Here is a 16,502-nt window from a genome sequence, read left to right as displayed (position 1 = left end):
TTGGGGAATTTGTGCTCTGGTGGTTAGGGGCCATGGCGGCGCTGCTTTCTCTGGCTGCCATGGCCTATTTGTTGCTGGCGCTCTGGACGCTGGGGCACTGGCATCCATTGTTGCCGGAGCGCGATGCTGGTGCCACAGAAGAGGCCGTATGCGACTGGCCCGGTATCAGTGTGCTCAAGCCCCTGCATGGCGATGCGGATTATCTTTACCCCGCGCTGCGCAGTTTTTGCAAGCAGGATTACCCAATCTTCGAAATTGTTTTTGGCGTGCAGCGCCCGACCGATCCTGCTATCGCTGTGGTGCAACGCCTGCAAGCCGAATTTCCGGCCTTGTCCCTGCGCTGGGTGTGTACAGAAACGCGTATCGGCAGTAATCCCAAGGTCAATAATCTGGCGGGTATCCTCGCCGCCTGTCGTTATGACAGTCTGGTGATCAGCGACGCGGACATTACTGTCGGCCCCCATTATCTGCGCCGGATTTGCGCACCCCTGCAAAATGGGGATGTGGGGGTGGTCACCTGCCTCTACCGGGCGTGTCCGGTGGCGTCATTCTGGTCGCAGGTGCTGGCCAGTCAGGTGAACAGTCTGTTTCTGCCTTCGGTGCTGGTGGCGGCGCGCCTGGGCCCCAATATCTTCTGTGGCGGGGCGACCATGGCCTTGCGTCGCGCCACCCTGGAGGCCTTTGGTGGACTGCCCCGGCTGGCGGATCATCTGGCGGATGATTACTGGCTCGGCGCCTATAGCCGCGAGTTGGGGCAACGCACCTGGCTGGTGAATTATGTGGTCGATACGGTAGTACAAGAAGCCGGTTTCCGCGCATTTTATCAGCATGCGTTGCGCTGGTCGCGCACCACACGAGCGGTACAGCCGCTAGGGTACAGCCTCTCTTTTTTGAGCTATCCGCTCCCCTTGGTGCTGGTGCTGTCTCCCTGGATGGGCGTCTGGGGTGGGCTGCCGTTAGGTGTGGTTCTCGTCTTGCGCCTCGTGTACCATAGGAAAATTGAGCGCAAACTCAGTGCGGACAGTTCTTTCGGAGTGGCCCTGCTGGGAGATTTCCTGGGCCTGTGGATTTGGTTTCATGCCCTTTTCGTGCGGCACGTCGCTTGGCGCGGGTCGCAATTTGCCATCGACGCCGACGGGCGGATGGATGGCCATGACGGAGCAAAATAATGACGATGAAAACACTTTTTTTGCAGGCCCCTTCTTTTGAGGGATTTGACGGCGGTGCCGGTTCGCGCTATCAGGCCAAGCGGGAAATTCGCTCTTTCTGGTTTCCCACCTGGCTGGCGCAGCCCGCCGCCATGATCCCCGGCAGTCGTTTGCTGGACGCCCCTCCGGGGGACGTCAGTGTCGAAGAGACCTTGCAAGTGGCGGCGGCGTATGAGTTGTGCATTATTCATACCAGCACCCCGTCTTTCCCGTCGGATGTACGCATGGCCGAGTTGCTCAAGGAACACTACCCCAAGATGCTGATCGGTATGGTTGGCGCCAAGGTGGCGGTAGAGCCGGAAGAATCCCTGCAAGAGGCTGCCACAGCTGTCGATTTTGTGGCCCGCGAAGAGTTCGATTATACCGTCAAGGAAATAGCGGAAGGGCGGCCCCTCAGTGAAGTGGACGGCATCACCTATCGCTCCAGCAATGGTCAGATCGTCCATAACCCCGATCGTGCCATGATTGAAGACATGGATGCTTTACCCTTCGTCTCCGAAGTGTACAAACGCGATCTGCATATTGAAGACTATTTCATCGGCTATCTGAAGCACCCCTATATTTCTTTTTACACCGGGCGTGGGTGCCGTTCACAGTGCACCTTCTGTCTCTGGCCGCAGACTGTCGGTGGACATCGCTATCGCACGCGCAGTGCCGCCAGCGTCATTGACGAGGTGCGCTACATCCAGAAAAACTTTCCGCAGGTTAAGGAAATCTTCTTCGACGATGACACCTTTACTGATGATCGTCCCCGCGCCGAAGAGATCGCCTGCGGTCTCGGCAAGCTGGGGGTGACCTGGTCCTGTAATGCCAAAGCCAATGTGCCCTATGAGACCCTCAAGGTGCTCAAGGAAAACGGCTTGCGTCTGCTGCTGGTGGGTTATGAGTCGGGTGATCAGCAGATTCTCAATAATATCAAAAAGGGCATCAAAATCGAGGCGGCACGTAAGTTCACCGCCGATTGCCATAAGTTGGGGATTGTGATTCATGGCACCTTCATTCTCGGTCTGCCCGGCGAGACGAAGGAAACCATTCAAAAAACCATCGACTTCGCCAAGGAAATCAATCCCCATACCATCCAGGTCTCGTTGGCGGCGCCCTATCCGGGCACTTTCCTGTACAACCAGGCCAAGCAGGAAGGTTGGCTGACAGACGAGGATGAGGCCCATCTGGTCAATGACCGTGGTGTGCAGATCAGCCCCATGAGCTACCCGCATCTTAATCATACGGAAATCTTTGATTCGGTAGAAGTGATGTACAAGCGTTTCTATTTTCGTGCGGGCAAGATTGCTGAAATCACGGGTGAAATGCTCAAGAGCACCCAGATGATGAAACGTCGTCTGCGTGAGGGCGTCGAATTCGTTCGCTTCCTGCGGCAGCGTCACGGCTGAAGTGAGGCGGGGCGTTGGTCGGCGGGTCATCTTTAATGCCGACGACTTTGGCTTGGATCTGGCGGTGAATGCAGCAGTGGAGTCAGCACATCGTAATGGTGTGCTGACTACTGCCAGTCTCATGGTGGCAGCACCCGCGGCGGCGGATGCGGTTGCCCGTGCCAAGGAGCTGCCGCAGTTGGGCGTAGGTCTGCATCTTACCCTAGTCGACGGTGCACCTCTGCTACCCGCGGAGCAAGTACCCGATCTGGTGGATGGGCAGGGGCGCTTTGCGGCTGATCTCTGGTGGCGCGGGCTGCGTTATTTTTTTCTGCCCCGGGTGAGAAAACAACTGGCGGCTGAGATTCGCGCCCAATTTGTGGCTTTTGCGGCCACCGGTTTAGCACTGGATCATGCCAATGCCCACAAGCACCTGCATTTGCACCCCACGGTGCTGACGTTGATGCTGGATGTTGGGGCGGAGTTTGGTTTGCGGGCGGTGCGCTTGCCGTGGGAGCCTCTGCAGGCAGCGCGTTGCGGCGGTGCAAAGGGTTTAGCACCGGCACTATGGTCTTTTTTCCTGCGCCCCTGGTTGACGCGTATGCGCCGCCAACTGGACCGTCGTCAGGTGATGCACAATGACCTGCTCTACGGTCTGGATGCCACGGGTCACATGAATGAAGCGCGTCTGCTCGAGATGCTCCACTGTCTGCCTGCGGCGGGGATTACCGAAATCTATTTCCATCCGGCAACCATGCAGACCGCTGCGCTGCATGCCCTGATGCCGGAGTATGAGCCGCACGCCGAGTGGGCGGCATTAATGAGTCCTCGGGTAAAGGATTATTTACGCGATCAAGACATCGCGAAGGGTACCTTTGGTGATTTTGCCGTCCGTTGATCGTTTTCTGCAGCGCGCAGGGACGCGCATTTCCCAGAGTTTGGTGGCTTTGGTCGATCTTGCGGTGCGGCGCGCTGTCTGGATGCTGGTGGCCATTGCCCTGGCTACGCTGCTCGCCTTGGTTTATGCGGTGGGTCATTTTTCCATCGATACCGATACCAGCCATGCCTTGTCTCACGATCTGCCCTTTCAGCAGCGGGAAATCGCTTATCAGAAGGTCTTTCCGCAGGATAAAAATACTATTGTGGTCGTCTTGCAGGGCGCTGGCCGGGATCGCACGGATACGGCAGTTGATCGTCTGAGCACTTGGCTGCGTGCGCGGCCACAGTCTTTCCACGATGTGTATGTGCCCGGCGGCGGATCTTTTTTTCAGCGTAACGGTCTCCTGTATCTCTCCCCCAAAAAACTACAGGATTTTGCCAATCGTATCATCGTCGCCCAGCCCCTCATCGCCAAGCTCTCTGCTGATCCCAGCCTGGATGGCCTCAGTGGTCTGCTCAGCATGGCGATCGGGCAACGATTGACGAATGGTGTGCATCTACCGGGGTTGACGGCTATTTTTTCCGCTCTGGATCAAGCGCTCGTAGCGCAGATGCAGGGTAAGTCTTATGACGTTCCGTGGAGTGAACTCATGGGGGGCGATCTGGCCAAAATGGGGCCAGCGCAACGTTTCATCATTATTCAGCCGGCCCTGAATTATCAGTCTCTGGAACCCGCTGCTGCGGCTATACGTACTTTGCGCGCTGGCCTCACCGCGCTCAATTTGAATGCTGCACACGGGGTGGATATTGGTGTGACCGGCGGCGCGGTACTGGATGCGGAACAACTGAAAACGGTAAGTCAGGGTGCGGCGGTTTCCATGGCACTGACGCTCAGTCTTGAAATTATTTTGCTGATCATTGCATTGCGCTCATTACGTCTGGTCTCCGGGGTGCTGATCGGACTCATCGCGGGCATGATTTTAACTGCCGCCTGGGCGCTGTTTTTTATTGGTCCCTTCAATCTTATTTCAGTAGCCTTTGCCATTCTTTTCATCGGGCTGGGCGTTGATTTTGGTATTCAGTTCTGCCTGCGCTACCGGGAAGAAGTTTTTAACGGCGCGCCCCACCGGCAGGCCATGCAGAGGGTGACGCATGGCTTGGGCGGTGCTTTAAGTCTCGCTGCTGTTTCGGCTGCCTTCAGTTTTTATGCCTTTGTACCTACCAGCTATGCGGGTATCGTTGATCTTGGCCTGATTTCCGGCACCAGTATGCTCGTTGCCCTCTTTATGACGCTCACCTTCCTGCCCGCTTTTTTGACCCTCTGGCCTATGGTGAGCACCAGTACAAAAGCGACGTACTACCCACACATGCATCATATTCCTACTTTGGTGCATCACCCTATCCACCGTTATGCCTACTATATACTGGGCGCGGTAACCCTGCTGGCGCTGGCATCGGTGCCACTGGCATTGCGCACGTCCTTTGATTTTAATCCGTTGCATATGATCGACAGCCATGCCGAGGGGGTGCGCGTTTTTGAGAAACTACTCGCTGATCCACAGACGGCCCCGTATCGCATTGATGTACTCACACCTGATATTGCTGCGGCCCAGGCCCTTGCCACGCGTGCAGAACAACTGCCCACGGTGGCACATGCCCTGACGGTCTCCAGCTATATTCCGAAACATCAAGCGGAGAAGTTGACCATTTTGCAGAATCTGCAGATTCTGGTGCCACCCTTTTCGCTGTTGATGCCCAGCAGTTTGCAACCGCCGACGTCGGATACCAGCACAAATCTTGCGGATCTGGTAATAAAGTTGAGAGATCTCGCGCAAAAAGAAGGTGAGAGCACACCCGATGGGCGGGTAGCTGCGGCGTTGGCTGGTCATCTGGAGCAGTTTTTAGCGAAGGACGGCACTGATCGTAAAGCGATCGAGGATCTGCAAACGCGGGTGATGGGGACTTTACCCGGTGAGTTGCAGCGACTCGGTATGGCCTTGTCGGCAGCCCCAGTGACCCTGCAGACTTTGCCGAAGTCTCTGCGAGATCGCTATGTGGCGGCCTCGGGTCAGGCGCGAGTGGAGATTATCCCTAAAGCCAATCTCAGTAAGAACCGGGTAATGACAACGTTTGTGCAGAGCGTGCTGAAGGTGGAACCGAACGCCGTGGGGACACCGGTGATGCTGGTTCAGGGTGGGGAGGCGGTGCTCGGGGCTTTTCAGGAGGCCACCTTTATTGCGCTGATAGCCATCAGCTTGCTGCTCCTCCTGGCTTTGCGCAGCTACCGGGATGTGCTCCTGATCATGATCCCGCTGCTGCTGGCGGCATTGTTTACAGTGGCGGCCATGCGTTTGTTTGGGTTGAGTTTCAATCTGGGCAACATTATCGTTCTGCCACTACTCATCGGTCTGGGTGTGGCTTTTGCTATTTACATTGTGGTGCGCTGGCGCAACGGGGTGGATGTGGCACATTTGCTCGGCACATCCACCCCCATGGCGGTCTTTTTTAGTGGGCTCACGACCCTCAGCGCCTTTGGTAGTATGGCGGTTTCCCGCGATCCCGGTATGGCCAGCTTGGGTGAAGCTCTGAGCCTCGCGCTGGCCATTGTGTTGCTGTGCATTCTGATTGTACTTCCGGCGCTGCTGCTGCTCTTCACCCAGTCACCCCGCGAAGAGGGTATCGCGCAGGATGAAGGCAGCTGATTTGTTGAAACGGCAAGGCAATCTTCTGTTTCTGGCGGCTGGTCTGCTTGGCCTGGGCTTGTCTGTTTTCCTGATCGTGCAGGCCGGTATTTCCGATATTGTAAAATTGTTGGTGGTAGCTGGCTGGGGCCTGTTGTGGCTTCTCCCCTTTCACCTGCTGCCGCAATCTCTGGATGTGCTGAGCTGGAAGTGGCTGCTGCGCGGTGAAGCGCGCGCCCACTATTGGTTTTTACTATGGGTCGCGCTGGTCCGCGAGGCGGTCAACGGTCTCTTGCCGGTGGCGCGGGTGGGCGGTGATTTGCTCGGTGTACGCCTCCTGACTCGCCATGGCGTGCCCGGCTATATCGCCGGGGCGAGTGTTATGGTCGAAGTCACTTTGACCTTGTTGAGCCAGTTTGCTTTCACGCTTGCGGGGCTCATGGTGCTCAGTTACGAGGTGAGTGATCACCATCTGCAGCTGGATGTGGTGTTTCTTTTGGCGCTGGCCTTGCCACTGCTGGTGGTCTTTATCTGGATGCAGCGGCACTGGGGTTTATTCACTATTTTACAGATGGTGATGAAAAAACTCCTGGGTGGCAAGGACCTGCTTGCACTCATGGGCGATCCGCAATGTTTGGATGCCGAAATCCGCAGGCTCTATGCCCGCCGCTGGAGCCTGCTTCCGGCCAATCTCTGGCAACTGGCGAGTCTGTTGGCCGGCACCGCAGAGGTCTGGCTTACCTTCTGGTTGCTGCGGCAACCTATCCCGTTCTGGGCGGCGCTGCTCATGGAAAGCTTGGGGCAGGCCCTGCGCAGCATGGCCTTTCTGGTGCCTGGAGGACTGGGGATACAGGAGGGCGGTTTTATCCTTTTCGGTAGCGCTATTGGGGTAGGTCCCGACCTGGCGCTGGCCTTTTCGCTGGCACGGCGTTTCCGTGAAATCGTGCTAGGCATCCCGGTACTCTTGTCTTGGCAAGCATTAGAGGGCCACCATATACATCTTCAGTGGCGGCAGAGACACGGCAACGAAGAGAGCGTTTTATGATCGCCGTGTCTTTGGCTATGGGTGCCGATACCCATATTCATTCTAAATGTTTGTGACCTTGTCCCACATACGCTTTGGTATGTTATACTAGCCACAGGTTGTTGTTCATTACTTACATGCTGCGTTGCAGCGATGCGGGGGTATTTTATCATGGGCGTTCCTTTAATTCAGAGCTATCGGGTAGGCCGCTACATCCTTGCGCAGAAATTGCGGGGGCGTAAGCGCTATCCATTAGTGCTGATGCTGGAACCATTATTCCGTTGCAATCTTGCCTGCGCGGGGTGCGGAAAAATTGATTATCCCGACGAAACCCTCGACCAACGCCTCTCTGTAGAGGAGTGTATTGGCGCCGCCGAAGAATGCGGCGCGCCTATTGTTTCCATCGCTGGTGGCGAGCCGCTTATTCACAAGGATATGCCCGCCGTCGTGGCTGGTCTCGTCGAGCGCAAGCGTTTTGTTTATCTTTGTACCAACGCGTTACTCCTCAAGAAACGTATGGACGATTATCAGCCGTCTCCATACCTGACCTTCTCGGTGCACCTGGATGGCAACGAACATCGTCATGATGAATCCGTGTGTCAGCCCGGCACCTACCAGCGTGCGGCAGATGCGATCCGCGAAGCTGTGGCAAAGGGCTTCCGGGTTACAGTCAACTGCACCCTCTTCCAGGGCGAAGGCGCTGAAGAAGTGGCGAGCTTCCTGGATGAATGCAAGGCCTTGGATGTTGAGGGTGTGACCATCTCGCCGGGGTTCAATTACGAGCGGGCACCGCAGCAGGAGGTATTTATCCAGCGGCGTGCCTCTCGCCAGCTTTTCCGCGATATCTTCCGGATTGGTAAGGAGCGCAAGGCAAAGTGGACATTTAATCAATCCAGCCTGTTTTTAGATTTTCTGGCAGGCAATCAGAATTATCAGTGCACGCCCTGGGGCAACCCCACCCGCAACATTTTTGGTTGGCAGAAGCCATGTTATCTGCTGGTCAGCGAGGGTTATGCGCAGAGCTTCAATGAGTTGATGGAGACAACGCCGTGGGACAAATATGGCGTGGGCGTGAATGGGAAATGTGACCAATGTCAGGTGCACTCCGGTTTTGAGCCGACGGCCGTCAATGATACCTTCATCCATCCGTTGCGGGCCTTGAAAGTAGCGCTGCTCGGTCCGCGCACGGAGGGGCCGATGGCGCCAGACATGCCGGTGTCGCCACCCCCTCAGGGTCCCAGTCACCCGGTCTTTCCGTTGCGCGTCGAACGTTGAGATGCTTCCGGGTCCGCATAAAATTCTGGATATATTCGGAGGAGCTATGCTGAAAAAGTCGGCGATAATGTTGTTGGTCTGTGCGCTGGCGGGTACCACCCCGCTGCTCTCCGCAGCGGCGCTGACCGCGCCAGCAGCATCCATGTCTGCAACATCAGCGGATAAGACGATCCTTGCGAATACGCCGGAAGCAACCATCAATGCATTGGATACTGCCCTCATCAAATCCATGCAGGGTGGTAGCCGATTGGGTTACCGTGGTCGTTATCGTATTGTCGCTCCAGTGGTACAGACCGCTTTTGATTATCCGCGAATCGCCAGCCTGACGCTGGGCGCCTATTGGAGTAAGCTCAGTCCGGAACAGCAGAAAGAGTTTGTCGGAGTGCTTGCCGATTACACTGCAGCCACTTATGCAGCACGTTTCAACAGTTTCAATGGGGAGCGTTTTGCTATTGTGCGCAGTGAAACCTTGCTGTCCGGTACAGAAGGGATATTCAGTACCTTTACACAGCGCAATGGTAAGGTGCATCGCTTTGATTATATTCTCCAGAAGCAGGGGGATCAGTGGCGTATCGTTAATGTCGTCGCTGACGGGGTCAGCGATCTCTCCCTGAAGCGGGCGGAATATACCGAAACCGTGCAGAAAAAGGGTTTTGCCGCACTGGTCGCGCATCTGAAAGCGCAAATTGCCGGGTACGCCAAAGGGTCCCAATGATGCGATCAGGTGCGTATTTATCAGGCGTGATACTGGCCCTTGGCATGTTGACCTTGTCGGGCTGTGCCACGGTAAATGGGCCTCAGGATGCCGCAAAATCTCCCACGGACCCCCTGGAGGTCATCAACAGGCCGATGTTTCATCTGAATATGGGGCTTTATGATTATGTGCTGGAGCCGGTAGCTACCGGATACAAGACCGTGACCCCAGATTTCGTCCGCGAGGGGGTCAGTAATGTATTCTCCAATGTGGATATGCCCTATATTTTTATCAACGATTTCCTGCAGGGCCGTGGTCAGCAGGGCATGGAAGATCTGAGCCGCTTCCTCGTCAATTCAGTGTTTGGCCTGGGTGGACTCTTCAATGTGGCGAGCGATTTGGAACTGCCCAGGCATGATAATAGCTTGGGAGTCACACTGGGTGTCTGGGGCGTACCGCAGGGGCCCTATCTGGTTCTGCCATTTTACGGACCCAGTTCATTGCGCAATTTGCCTGGTCTGGCGATGGCGATATTTGTCGGGCCGACCTATTATCTGACCAGTATCCCGGCTCAGTACGCCTTGACTGGTATGGGGATTGTCAATACGGGCTATGTCGAGGGGCCTAATATTCATATGGTCCAAAACGCGGTTAATCCTTATGTATTTATGCGTAACGCCTGGGAACAGCATGAGCAGTATCTGATTTCCGGCGGTGCTGTCAGTAAAAACCAGCTGCTGGAGGGCCTGGAACTATCGCCACCAGTAGCCAGCACACCAGAGCAATCCACCCAGAGTCACGAGAGCAAAAAAGGAAATCCATAATCATGGCCTTCGATCAGGATACCGTGCGCCGCACGGCACATCTGGCCCGTATTGCGTTACCGCCGACAGAAATACCCGCAGTGGCGGAGCAGTTAGAGCGTATCATAGGGCTGGTGGAAGAACTGCGTGCGATTGACACGACGGGTGTCCCGACCATGGCCCATCCCCTGGATCTGGATCAGCCCTTGCGTCCGGACATGGTCTGCAATCACGATCAGCGTGAGCTGCTTATGGCCAGTGCCCCGGCGGTTGAACATGGGCTTTTTCTCGTCCCCAAAGTTATCGAGTAGGAGCCACACTTGGAACTCCACGAATTCTCCCTGCGGGAACTCCGCCAGGGCCTGCAGGAGCGGGATTTTTCTTCCGTAGAATTGACCACGACGCTGCTGAAGCGGATCTCCGCCCTCAATCCGGCACTGAATGCTTTTATCACGGTTACCGAGAGTGAAGCCCTGGCCGTCGCCGCGACGGCGGATGCGCGGCGGGCGGCTGGTGAGGATGGTCCCTTACTCGGCATTCCCATGGCCCATAAGGACATCTTCTGCACCGCGGGGGTGCGCACCACCTGTGCTTCAAAGATGCTGGAGCATTTTGTCTCGCCCTACAACGCCACCGTAGTCGGGCGGCTGGCGGCAGAGGGTATGGTCATGCTGGGTAAGCTGAATATGGATGAATTCGCCATGGGTTCCTCTAACGAGACCAGTTATTTTGGTCCGGTGCGCAATCCCTGGCATGCCGATATGGTGCCCGGCGGCTCTTCCGGGGGCTCTGCCGCGGCGGTGGCGGCGGGTCTGATCCCTGTGGCGACGGGTACGGATACCGGGGGTTCTATCCGCCAGCCAGCCGCCCTTTGTGGCATCACGGGTATCAAGCCGACGTATGGTCGGGTCTCCCGTTACGGCATGATCGCCTTTGCTTCCAGTCTGGATCAGGGCGGTCCCATGGCGCGTAACGCCGAGGACTGTGCGCTGATGCTGAACGTGATGGCGGCGCATGACCCGCGCGATTCAACCAGTCATCCGGCCGCCGCCAGCGATTTTTTACGCGGCCTGGATCGTCCCTTGCAGGGCTTGCGGGTGGGGGTACCGGAGGAGTTTTTCGGCGCCGGCCTCGACCCCGAGGTGGCGGCCACCGTGCAGGCGGGTATTGCGGAGCTGTCCCGGCAGGGCGCTGTGGTGCAGTCCATTCGCTTGCCGAATAATCCCCATGCGGTGAGCACGTACTATGTATTGGCCTCAGCAGAAGCCTCCAGTAATCTGGCCCGCTTTGACGGGGTGCGCTACACCCATCGGACGGCGAATCCTGTCGACCTGACTGATTTGTATCAGCAGAGCCGGTATGAGGGCTTTGGTGCGGAGGTGCGGCGACGTATTCTTGTGGGCACTTATGTACTCTCTGCAGGTTACTATGATGCCTATTATCGCAAGGCCCAGCAGGTGCGCGGTCTGATTCGTGAGGATTTCCGGCGGGCTTTTGCGGAAGTGGATATTATTGTCGGACCGACCACGCCGACTCCGGCCTTTTCGCTGGAGGCCAAAAATGCGGATCCGGTAGCCATGTATCTGGCAGATATTTATACCATTGCGGTGAACCTGGCGGGTATTCCTGCAGTAAGCATTCCCTGTGGTTTCACGGCGGCCGGGTTACCTATTGGCATGCAGTTGATGGGGGATTACTTCGCCGATGATCTCTTGCTCAATGTGGCTCACCGCTATCAACAGGAAACCCAATGGCATCGCGCGCATCCGTGCTTGTCGGCGGGGGGGGCTTGAGTATGGATTGGGAAGTTGTCATCGGCCTGGAAGTCCACGCCCAGCTCAATACCGCCACCAAAATATTTTGCGGTTGTCCGACCACTTTCGGGGCAGAGCCGAACACGCATACCTGCCCAGTTTGTCTAGCGATGCCTGGTGCTCTGCCGGTCCTCAATGCAGCCGCAGTGGATAAGGCTATTGCTCTGGGGCTGGCGATTGGCGCGGAACTGAATCGGCACAGTATTTTTGCCCGCAAAAACTACTTTTACCCAGATCTGCCCAAGGGCTATCAGATCAGCCAGTACGAGTTGCCCATCGTCGGCAAGGGGTCGCTGACGGTACAGCTGTCAGACGGGGTGGAAAAGGTTGTGGGTGTCACCCGTGCTCACCTTGAAGAAGACGCTGGTAAATCACTGCACGAGGCCTTTATTGGTCAGTCCGGCATTGACCTGAATCGTGCGGGTACACCTTTGTTGGAAATTGTGTCAGAGCCAGATATGCGGTCGCCGGGGGAGGCGGTGGCGTATCTCAAGAAGCTGCATGCACTGGTGCGTTATCTGGATATTTGTGATGGCAATATGCAGGAAGGCTCCTTCCGCTGTGACGCTAACGTCTCCTTGCGGCGGCCGGGCGCAGCATATGGAACCAGGGCAGAGATTAAAAATCTCAACTCCTTTCGGTTTTTGGAAAAGGCGATTGAATACGAAATGGTTCGCCAGCGCGATATTCTGGAGAGCGGCGGTCATATTGTGCAGGAAACCCGTCTCTATGATGCCAATCGCGACGAAACCCGCTCCATGCGCAGCAAGGAAGAAGCCAACGACTACCGCTATTTTGCTGACCCTGACCTGCTACCGTTGGTGCTGAACGAATCGCGTATTGGGCGGGTACGAGGCACCCTTCCTGAGTTGCCCGATGCCAAGCGGACCCGCTTTATGCGTCAGTACGCGCTGACCGCCTATGATGCGGGGGTGCTTACCTCTGGCCGTGTCCTGGCGGATTACTACGAGCAGGTGGCCGCCAACGTCGATGGTAAGCTGGCAGCGAACTGGGTCATGGGCGATCTACTCGGCGCCCTCAACAAGGCAGGTGTGGAGATTGAATGCTGTCCGGTCTCTGCAGAAAAACTGCGTCTGCTGGTTCAACGTATTGAGGATCAGACGATTTCTGGCAAGATCGCCAAAGAAATCTTTGAAGAGATTTTCTATCGCGGTGGCGAGGTGGATGCCATCATTGATAGTCGGGGTTTGCGGCAGATTACCGATGCGGCGGCTATTGCCGCAATGGTGGACGCCATTGTCACGGCCAATCCGCAACAGGCGGCCGATTTCCGCGCCGGAAAGGACAAACTGCTGGGCTTCTTTGTGGGGCAGGTGATGAAAGCCAGTCAGGGGAAAGCCAATCCTGATCAGGTAAACGCTATTTTGCTGGAGCGTTTGCAGAAAAGTTAGTACGGCGAATGATGCCCATGCACCAGGGGCACTCCGGAACTGCCAGGGTGCCCGCTGTTGCTGCGTCAGCCGATCAGGGGGCCGGAACGGTTGCCGGCACGTCCTTGACCAGTTTCAGAAAGGCGCCAAAAGGGCCCATGTTTTCCATGGCTTCCATTTTCGGACCCTTGAAATTCAAGTCGCCCCACATCATCGCTATCATGGGTGAACCCATGTGCTGCCAATTATGAGTAGTAGCCCACATTTTGTAGTCGTGATTATAGTTAAGTTTGGTGACTTTAATAGGGCCGCCGTAGATGCACTCGGCTTTGCCCCCCTTCAGCGCGATTTCGAGCTGTACAGGCGGGGTGCTCTTCATGTCGGAGTCAGAGATTTCCATCACTTTGTAGCCTTTGCCACCATTATTTTTGACCCAGGAACCGGCTAGCTTTTCGGTCAATGTCGGACTGTTGTTCCAGGCGATGCAGAGATTTTGCGCCCAGGCAGAGGACATGAAAGCCGGAGCGGCGGCAGGAGCCTGGGCGGTGCTGGTTGCTGCCGCAGCGGGGGCGGCAGCCATAGCCATTGTCGATCCCGCCAAGCCAAGCCCCAAGATGGCAGCTGTTATCATTTTTTTGAACATTGACCTCTCCTCCATATTGCTATCGCGGCGCTCCAAATGAGCACGCAGGCAGTATAGCCTCCGGCGGATGTTGCAGGCACCAAGGTATTTTTAATTGCTCGATAAATAAGCAGAAAATCATTATATAATATTTTGCTGAGGGGCGGTGTTGCCGCCATTTCCATCGGGCAGCATTTTCGTTAGACTAGCGGGCTGCGGAGGTGTGGCAGAGCGGTTGATTGCACCGGTCTTGTCCCCAATCGAGCCCCTGCCGGGAAACGGGCAGGGTGGCAGGGATCAAATTCGGCGAAGCCCCTGGTATATTCGAGGTAACGCCGAGCCAAGCCGGAATGGTTCCGGAAGGTGTAGAGATCAGACGGTTCCCACCTACAGCCTCACGGCCAGGGTGAAGGCATGATCCAGACTCCAAAAGGACCCCCGTGGTCCTGTGGCGAAAGCCATAGCGGGTAAGGAAAACCGGCAGGGGTTAATGCCCCTCGTGAGTTCGAATCTCACCGCCTCCGCCAATGACTGCAAGTAAGCCCCTGATATTTAGGGGCTTTATTTTTACCTGATGGCCTCGGTCTTGCTTTCGGTCTTACTCTTGGTTCTCGGTAGGCCACCATGACGGCAAATAATTTATTGCTGGTGCCGGTCACGTCCAGCCGCCGCGACACCCTATGAACATGATCTGGGCTTGCGGACTATTCTTGCCGGGGGTAAATGGCCGGAATCAATGTTCATCATGTTCATATTGTGCAGTTCGGCCAGCACATCGGCTTTGTGTTTGCGTAGTAAATCGCGGTCAGCGTCGGTGAGGCGTGATCTGGGTGTAATGCTGATCGTGCTGTGGTCCGCAGGGGCCAGTTGCACCCCCTTGGCCGTGAAGTCGCGGATGATGGTTGCAGCATCCATCAGATTTCCTCCTGTAGACCGTCATCGCCTGAGGTATCCCAGCAGAGAGGGCAGCCTGTACCGGAGCATTGCGGGCAGATTTCCGCTGTTTTGGGGGCCGCATGAACTTCATGAACATCATGAACTGCGTTTCCCGGTGCTTGAGGCTGGCAAGAATAGTCCGCGGCCTGTCGAGCAAGTTCACAGTGGATGCCATCCATGATGCGCCGGGTGCTGTCCACGCGGGCCTTGGTACCCATTTGACGAAGAGCCGGGGAATATCTACGCATGGCATCGGCAAGCCCTTTTGGACTGCGCGGCCAGTATTCGTCCCGTTCATGATCCGGCTTGTGCTCGGTCAGTACCTCCAGCAGCCCTTTGACGGTGCCACTGTACCGATTGCCACGATCCACATAATCCACCATCGCCGCCGCTACGGGTGAGGCGTCAATCGTCCGGCCAATCGCTGTCCGCCGGTGATCGGTGTAGCGGGTCAGAAAATGCCCCTCCGGATAGCCCTGCACCTTGGCGATGGCTTCCCCCAATGTTGCAAAATCAGCCATGCGGGGCCGCTGCTCAGGGGGTATGACTACCGATGGCAACACGGCCAGAGCATTGCTGAACAAATCCAGCAGAGCACCCATGATTCCAGGCGCCGCCGCTTCGGTTGCCTCCCTGATCTCATCGTCTGTTTTCCGTACCGTGATCTCGGGCAGGGTTATCGAGACAGAGCGATCCAGCAAATCAGGGCGGAGCACTATCGGGGAAATACCGTTCAGGGCTACGGGGCAATGCGCTGTGAGTGTGGCCTCCTCGCCGTTTGTGTAGAGTTGCCGCGCCGCGTAACCGCCCCCGGTGCAGCAGGTACAAAGCGCGTCGGACTGGTCATTCGATAACCCACTAAGATTTTCATAGCTGAGCAAGTGGGAGTTGGCCGCCGCCACATAAATATCTTCTGTGGTTTTGGGTCTTCCGCGTAGCTCCACCTGATTGGGGTCAACGAAGCGCCGGAATATGCGCTGTGCTATGGACTTCGCCGCGCCTTGCTCGCCGGTGAGTTCCAGCAGGGCGTAGGGGGTGTCCGACCGGAAGCACTCGATGATCCATGTCAGCACCAGAAGTCTTTCCTGCTCCGGCACATTCACCAGATTCCAGAGAGCATCAACGCTGCCACCAGATACCGGCTCGGGAAGTGGCCGGGTGGCTTTGGTCCGTATCAGCCGCACCGCTGGCTTGTTCATAATCTTCCAGCCGGTCGCTGTTACCAGGATTGCCCGCCACTGGTCGTCTCCAACGTCCAGCCAGCACCCTGAGGAATCCTTAGCCACACGTCGCCGGGGTTCATGCTCTTTCCCATCGAACTTGGCTTGACCGGCCATGGCGTTGCAGGCGCTTTTTATGGTCTCCGCGGAAGGTGCGGTCCCCATTTCTGAATGGGCGATCCACGACAGCCAATCCCGGAAGCCGGTGGAATCAATGCGCCAGTGCTCGTTATGTGTCTCGCCGGTGATGGTGGCATACGCATTACCGTCAGCATCGTGCCAAAGTTCGCAACGTCCGGCGCCCAGATCTGCAAGCTCGGTGGCCTGACTGCCGGATCCATCGCCACCCTCGGACGGGCTGATAAAATCATCCAGCGAACTGACATTGATCTTGCTGCACGCGCTTTTGATTTCTGCCCGCCACGCCTGATACTCGCCGGGGTCGTTGTCCATAAGTGATTTTATCGCGGTCGTGTGGGGCTTCAGTGCCCGCCAAAATGCCGGGGCATCGCCACGCGGGTGATGGTCAGCAGTTCGGCCAGGGCGTTCTGCTCTTCGGCATCAACCTGTGTGTCAATCTCTTCG

General features: G+C 56.6%; 14 protein-coding genes. 11 read left to right on the top strand and 3 right to left on the bottom strand.

The features are described 5' to 3' along the window. Positions 1-11 precede the first annotated feature (11 nt). From hpnI to gatB, 11 genes are all read left to right on the top strand, one after another. Positions 12-1,169, top strand: a complete 1,158-nt coding sequence (hpnI, locus tag H2515_RS09805) for a bacteriohopanetetrol glucosamine biosynthesis glycosyltransferase HpnI (protein WP_269802041.1) — start codon at positions 12-14, stop codon at positions 1,167-1,169. Further along, complete coding sequence (hpnJ, locus tag H2515_RS09800) at positions 1,169-2,599, top strand: hopanoid biosynthesis associated radical SAM protein HpnJ (protein WP_035194357.1); 1,431 nt, start codon at positions 1,169-1,171, stop codon at positions 2,597-2,599. The genes hpnI and hpnJ overlap by 1 nt, the downstream gene beginning before the upstream one ends. Before the next feature lies 1 nt (position 2,600). Further along, positions 2,601-3,476, top strand: a complete 876-nt coding sequence (gene hpnK / locus H2515_RS09795; RefSeq protein WP_065414402.1) for a hopanoid biosynthesis-associated protein HpnK — start codon at positions 2,601-2,603, stop codon at positions 3,474-3,476. After that, positions 3,457-6,159, top strand: a complete 2,703-nt coding sequence (locus H2515_RS09790; protein ID WP_065414401.1) for an MMPL family transporter — start codon at positions 3,457-3,459, stop codon at positions 6,157-6,159. The genes hpnK and H2515_RS09790 overlap by 20 nt, the downstream gene beginning before the upstream one ends. Next, positions 6,146-7,183, top strand: coding sequence for a lysylphosphatidylglycerol synthase domain-containing protein (locus H2515_RS09785; protein ID WP_065414400.1), 1,038 nt, complete (start codon positions 6,146-6,148; stop codon positions 7,181-7,183). The genes H2515_RS09790 and H2515_RS09785 overlap by 14 nt, the downstream gene beginning before the upstream one ends. A gap of 150 nt (positions 7,184-7,333) precedes the next feature. Beyond that, positions 7,334-8,437 (top strand): adenosyl-hopene transferase HpnH, encoded by a 1,104-nt coding sequence (gene hpnH, locus H2515_RS09780; RefSeq protein ID WP_065414399.1) that lies wholly within the window; start codon positions 7,334-7,336, stop codon positions 8,435-8,437. Positions 8,438-8,483: 46 nt separating this feature from the next. Then, positions 8,484-9,152 carry an HpnM family protein gene (locus H2515_RS09775; protein ID WP_035194365.1) on the top strand — a complete coding sequence of 223 codons (669 nt, stop codon included), beginning with the start codon at positions 8,484-8,486 and terminating at the stop codon, positions 9,150-9,152. Next, the gene (locus tag H2515_RS09770) at positions 9,149-9,955 is read left to right on the top strand and encodes an MlaA family lipoprotein (RefSeq protein WP_065414398.1); all 807 of its coding nucleotides are present in this window, start codon (positions 9,149-9,151) and stop codon (positions 9,953-9,955) included. The genes H2515_RS09775 and H2515_RS09770 overlap by 4 nt, the downstream gene beginning before the upstream one ends. Positions 9,956-9,957: 2 nt before the next feature. After that, positions 9,958-10,245 carry an Asp-tRNA(Asn)/Glu-tRNA(Gln) amidotransferase subunit GatC gene (gene gatC / locus H2515_RS09765; RefSeq protein ID WP_014028693.1) on the top strand — a complete coding sequence of 96 codons (288 nt, stop codon included), beginning with the start codon at positions 9,958-9,960 and terminating at the stop codon, positions 10,243-10,245. A 9-nt stretch (positions 10,246-10,254) separates the two neighbouring features. Further along, a complete protein-coding gene (gatA, locus tag H2515_RS09760; RefSeq protein ID WP_198659982.1) occupies positions 10,255-11,727 on the top strand; it encodes an Asp-tRNA(Asn)/Glu-tRNA(Gln) amidotransferase subunit GatA in 1,473 nt (490 codons plus the stop codon). Further along, a complete protein-coding gene (gene gatB, locus H2515_RS09755) occupies positions 11,685-13,160 on the top strand; it encodes an Asp-tRNA(Asn)/Glu-tRNA(Gln) amidotransferase subunit GatB (RefSeq protein ID WP_231551227.1) in 1,476 nt (491 codons plus the stop codon). The genes gatA and gatB overlap by 43 nt, the downstream gene beginning before the upstream one ends. A 73-nt stretch (positions 13,161-13,233) precedes the next feature. Here gatB and H2515_RS09750 read toward each other — a convergent pair whose 3' ends face one another. The 3 genes from H2515_RS09750 to H2515_RS09740 all read right to left on the bottom strand — a co-directional run bounded on the left by H2515_RS09750 (position 13,234) and on the right by H2515_RS09740 (position 16,370). After that, positions 13,234-13,782, bottom strand: a complete 549-nt coding sequence (locus H2515_RS09750) for a hypothetical protein (protein ID WP_014028696.1) — start codon at positions 13,780-13,782, stop codon at positions 13,234-13,236. Between the two features lie 657 nt (positions 13,783-14,439). Further along, positions 14,440-14,676 (bottom strand): hypothetical protein, encoded by a 237-nt coding sequence (locus H2515_RS09745; protein WP_198659981.1) that lies wholly within the window; start codon positions 14,674-14,676, stop codon positions 14,440-14,442. Then, positions 14,676-16,370, bottom strand: coding sequence for a hypothetical protein (locus H2515_RS09740; protein ID WP_198659980.1), 1,695 nt, complete (start codon positions 16,368-16,370; stop codon positions 14,676-14,678). The genes H2515_RS09745 and H2515_RS09740 overlap by 1 nt, the downstream gene beginning before the upstream one ends. Positions 16,371-16,502 lie beyond the last annotated feature (132 nt).

The sequence above is a fragment of the Acidithiobacillus ferrivorans genome, from assembly GCF_016250455.1.
GTDB lineage: Bacteria > Pseudomonadota > Gammaproteobacteria > Acidithiobacillales > Acidithiobacillaceae > Acidithiobacillus > Acidithiobacillus ferrivorans.
Note: the sequence above shows the minus strand (reverse complement) of the source record. Positions and strands in the feature narration are given on the sequence as shown.

Excerpts from the sequence above, each read along its gene's own strand:
- H2515_RS09750 (WP_014028696.1), bottom strand. The coding sequence starts at position 13,782 with ATGTTCAAAAAAATGATAACAGCTGCCATCTTGGGGCTTGGCTTGGCG.
- H2515_RS09785 (WP_065414400.1), top strand. The coding sequence starts at position 6,146 with ATGAAGGCAGCTGATTTGTTGAAACGGCAAGGCAATCTTCTGTTTCTG.
- gatB (WP_231551227.1), top strand. The coding sequence starts at position 11,685 with ATGGCATCGCGCGCATCCGTGCTTGTCGGCGGGGGGGGCTTGAGTATG.
- H2515_RS09770 (WP_065414398.1), top strand. The coding sequence starts at position 9,149 with ATGATGCGATCAGGTGCGTATTTATCAGGCGTGATACTGGCCCTTGGC.
- hpnH (WP_065414399.1), top strand. The coding sequence starts at position 7,334 with ATGGGCGTTCCTTTAATTCAGAGCTATCGGGTAGGCCGCTACATCCTT.
- hpnJ (WP_035194357.1), top strand. The coding sequence starts at position 1,169 with ATGACGATGAAAACACTTTTTTTGCAGGCCCCTTCTTTTGAGGGATTT.
- H2515_RS09745 (WP_198659981.1), bottom strand. The coding sequence starts at position 14,676 with ATGGATGCTGCAACCATCATCCGCGACTTCACGGCCAAGGGGGTGCAA.
- H2515_RS09740 (WP_198659980.1), bottom strand. The coding sequence starts at position 16,370 with ATGGACAACGACCCCGGCGAGTATCAGGCGTGGCGGGCAGAAATCAAA.
- gatC (WP_014028693.1), top strand. The coding sequence starts at position 9,958 with ATGGCCTTCGATCAGGATACCGTGCGCCGCACGGCACATCTGGCCCGT.
- H2515_RS09775 (WP_035194365.1), top strand. The coding sequence starts at position 8,484 with ATGCTGAAAAAGTCGGCGATAATGTTGTTGGTCTGTGCGCTGGCGGGT.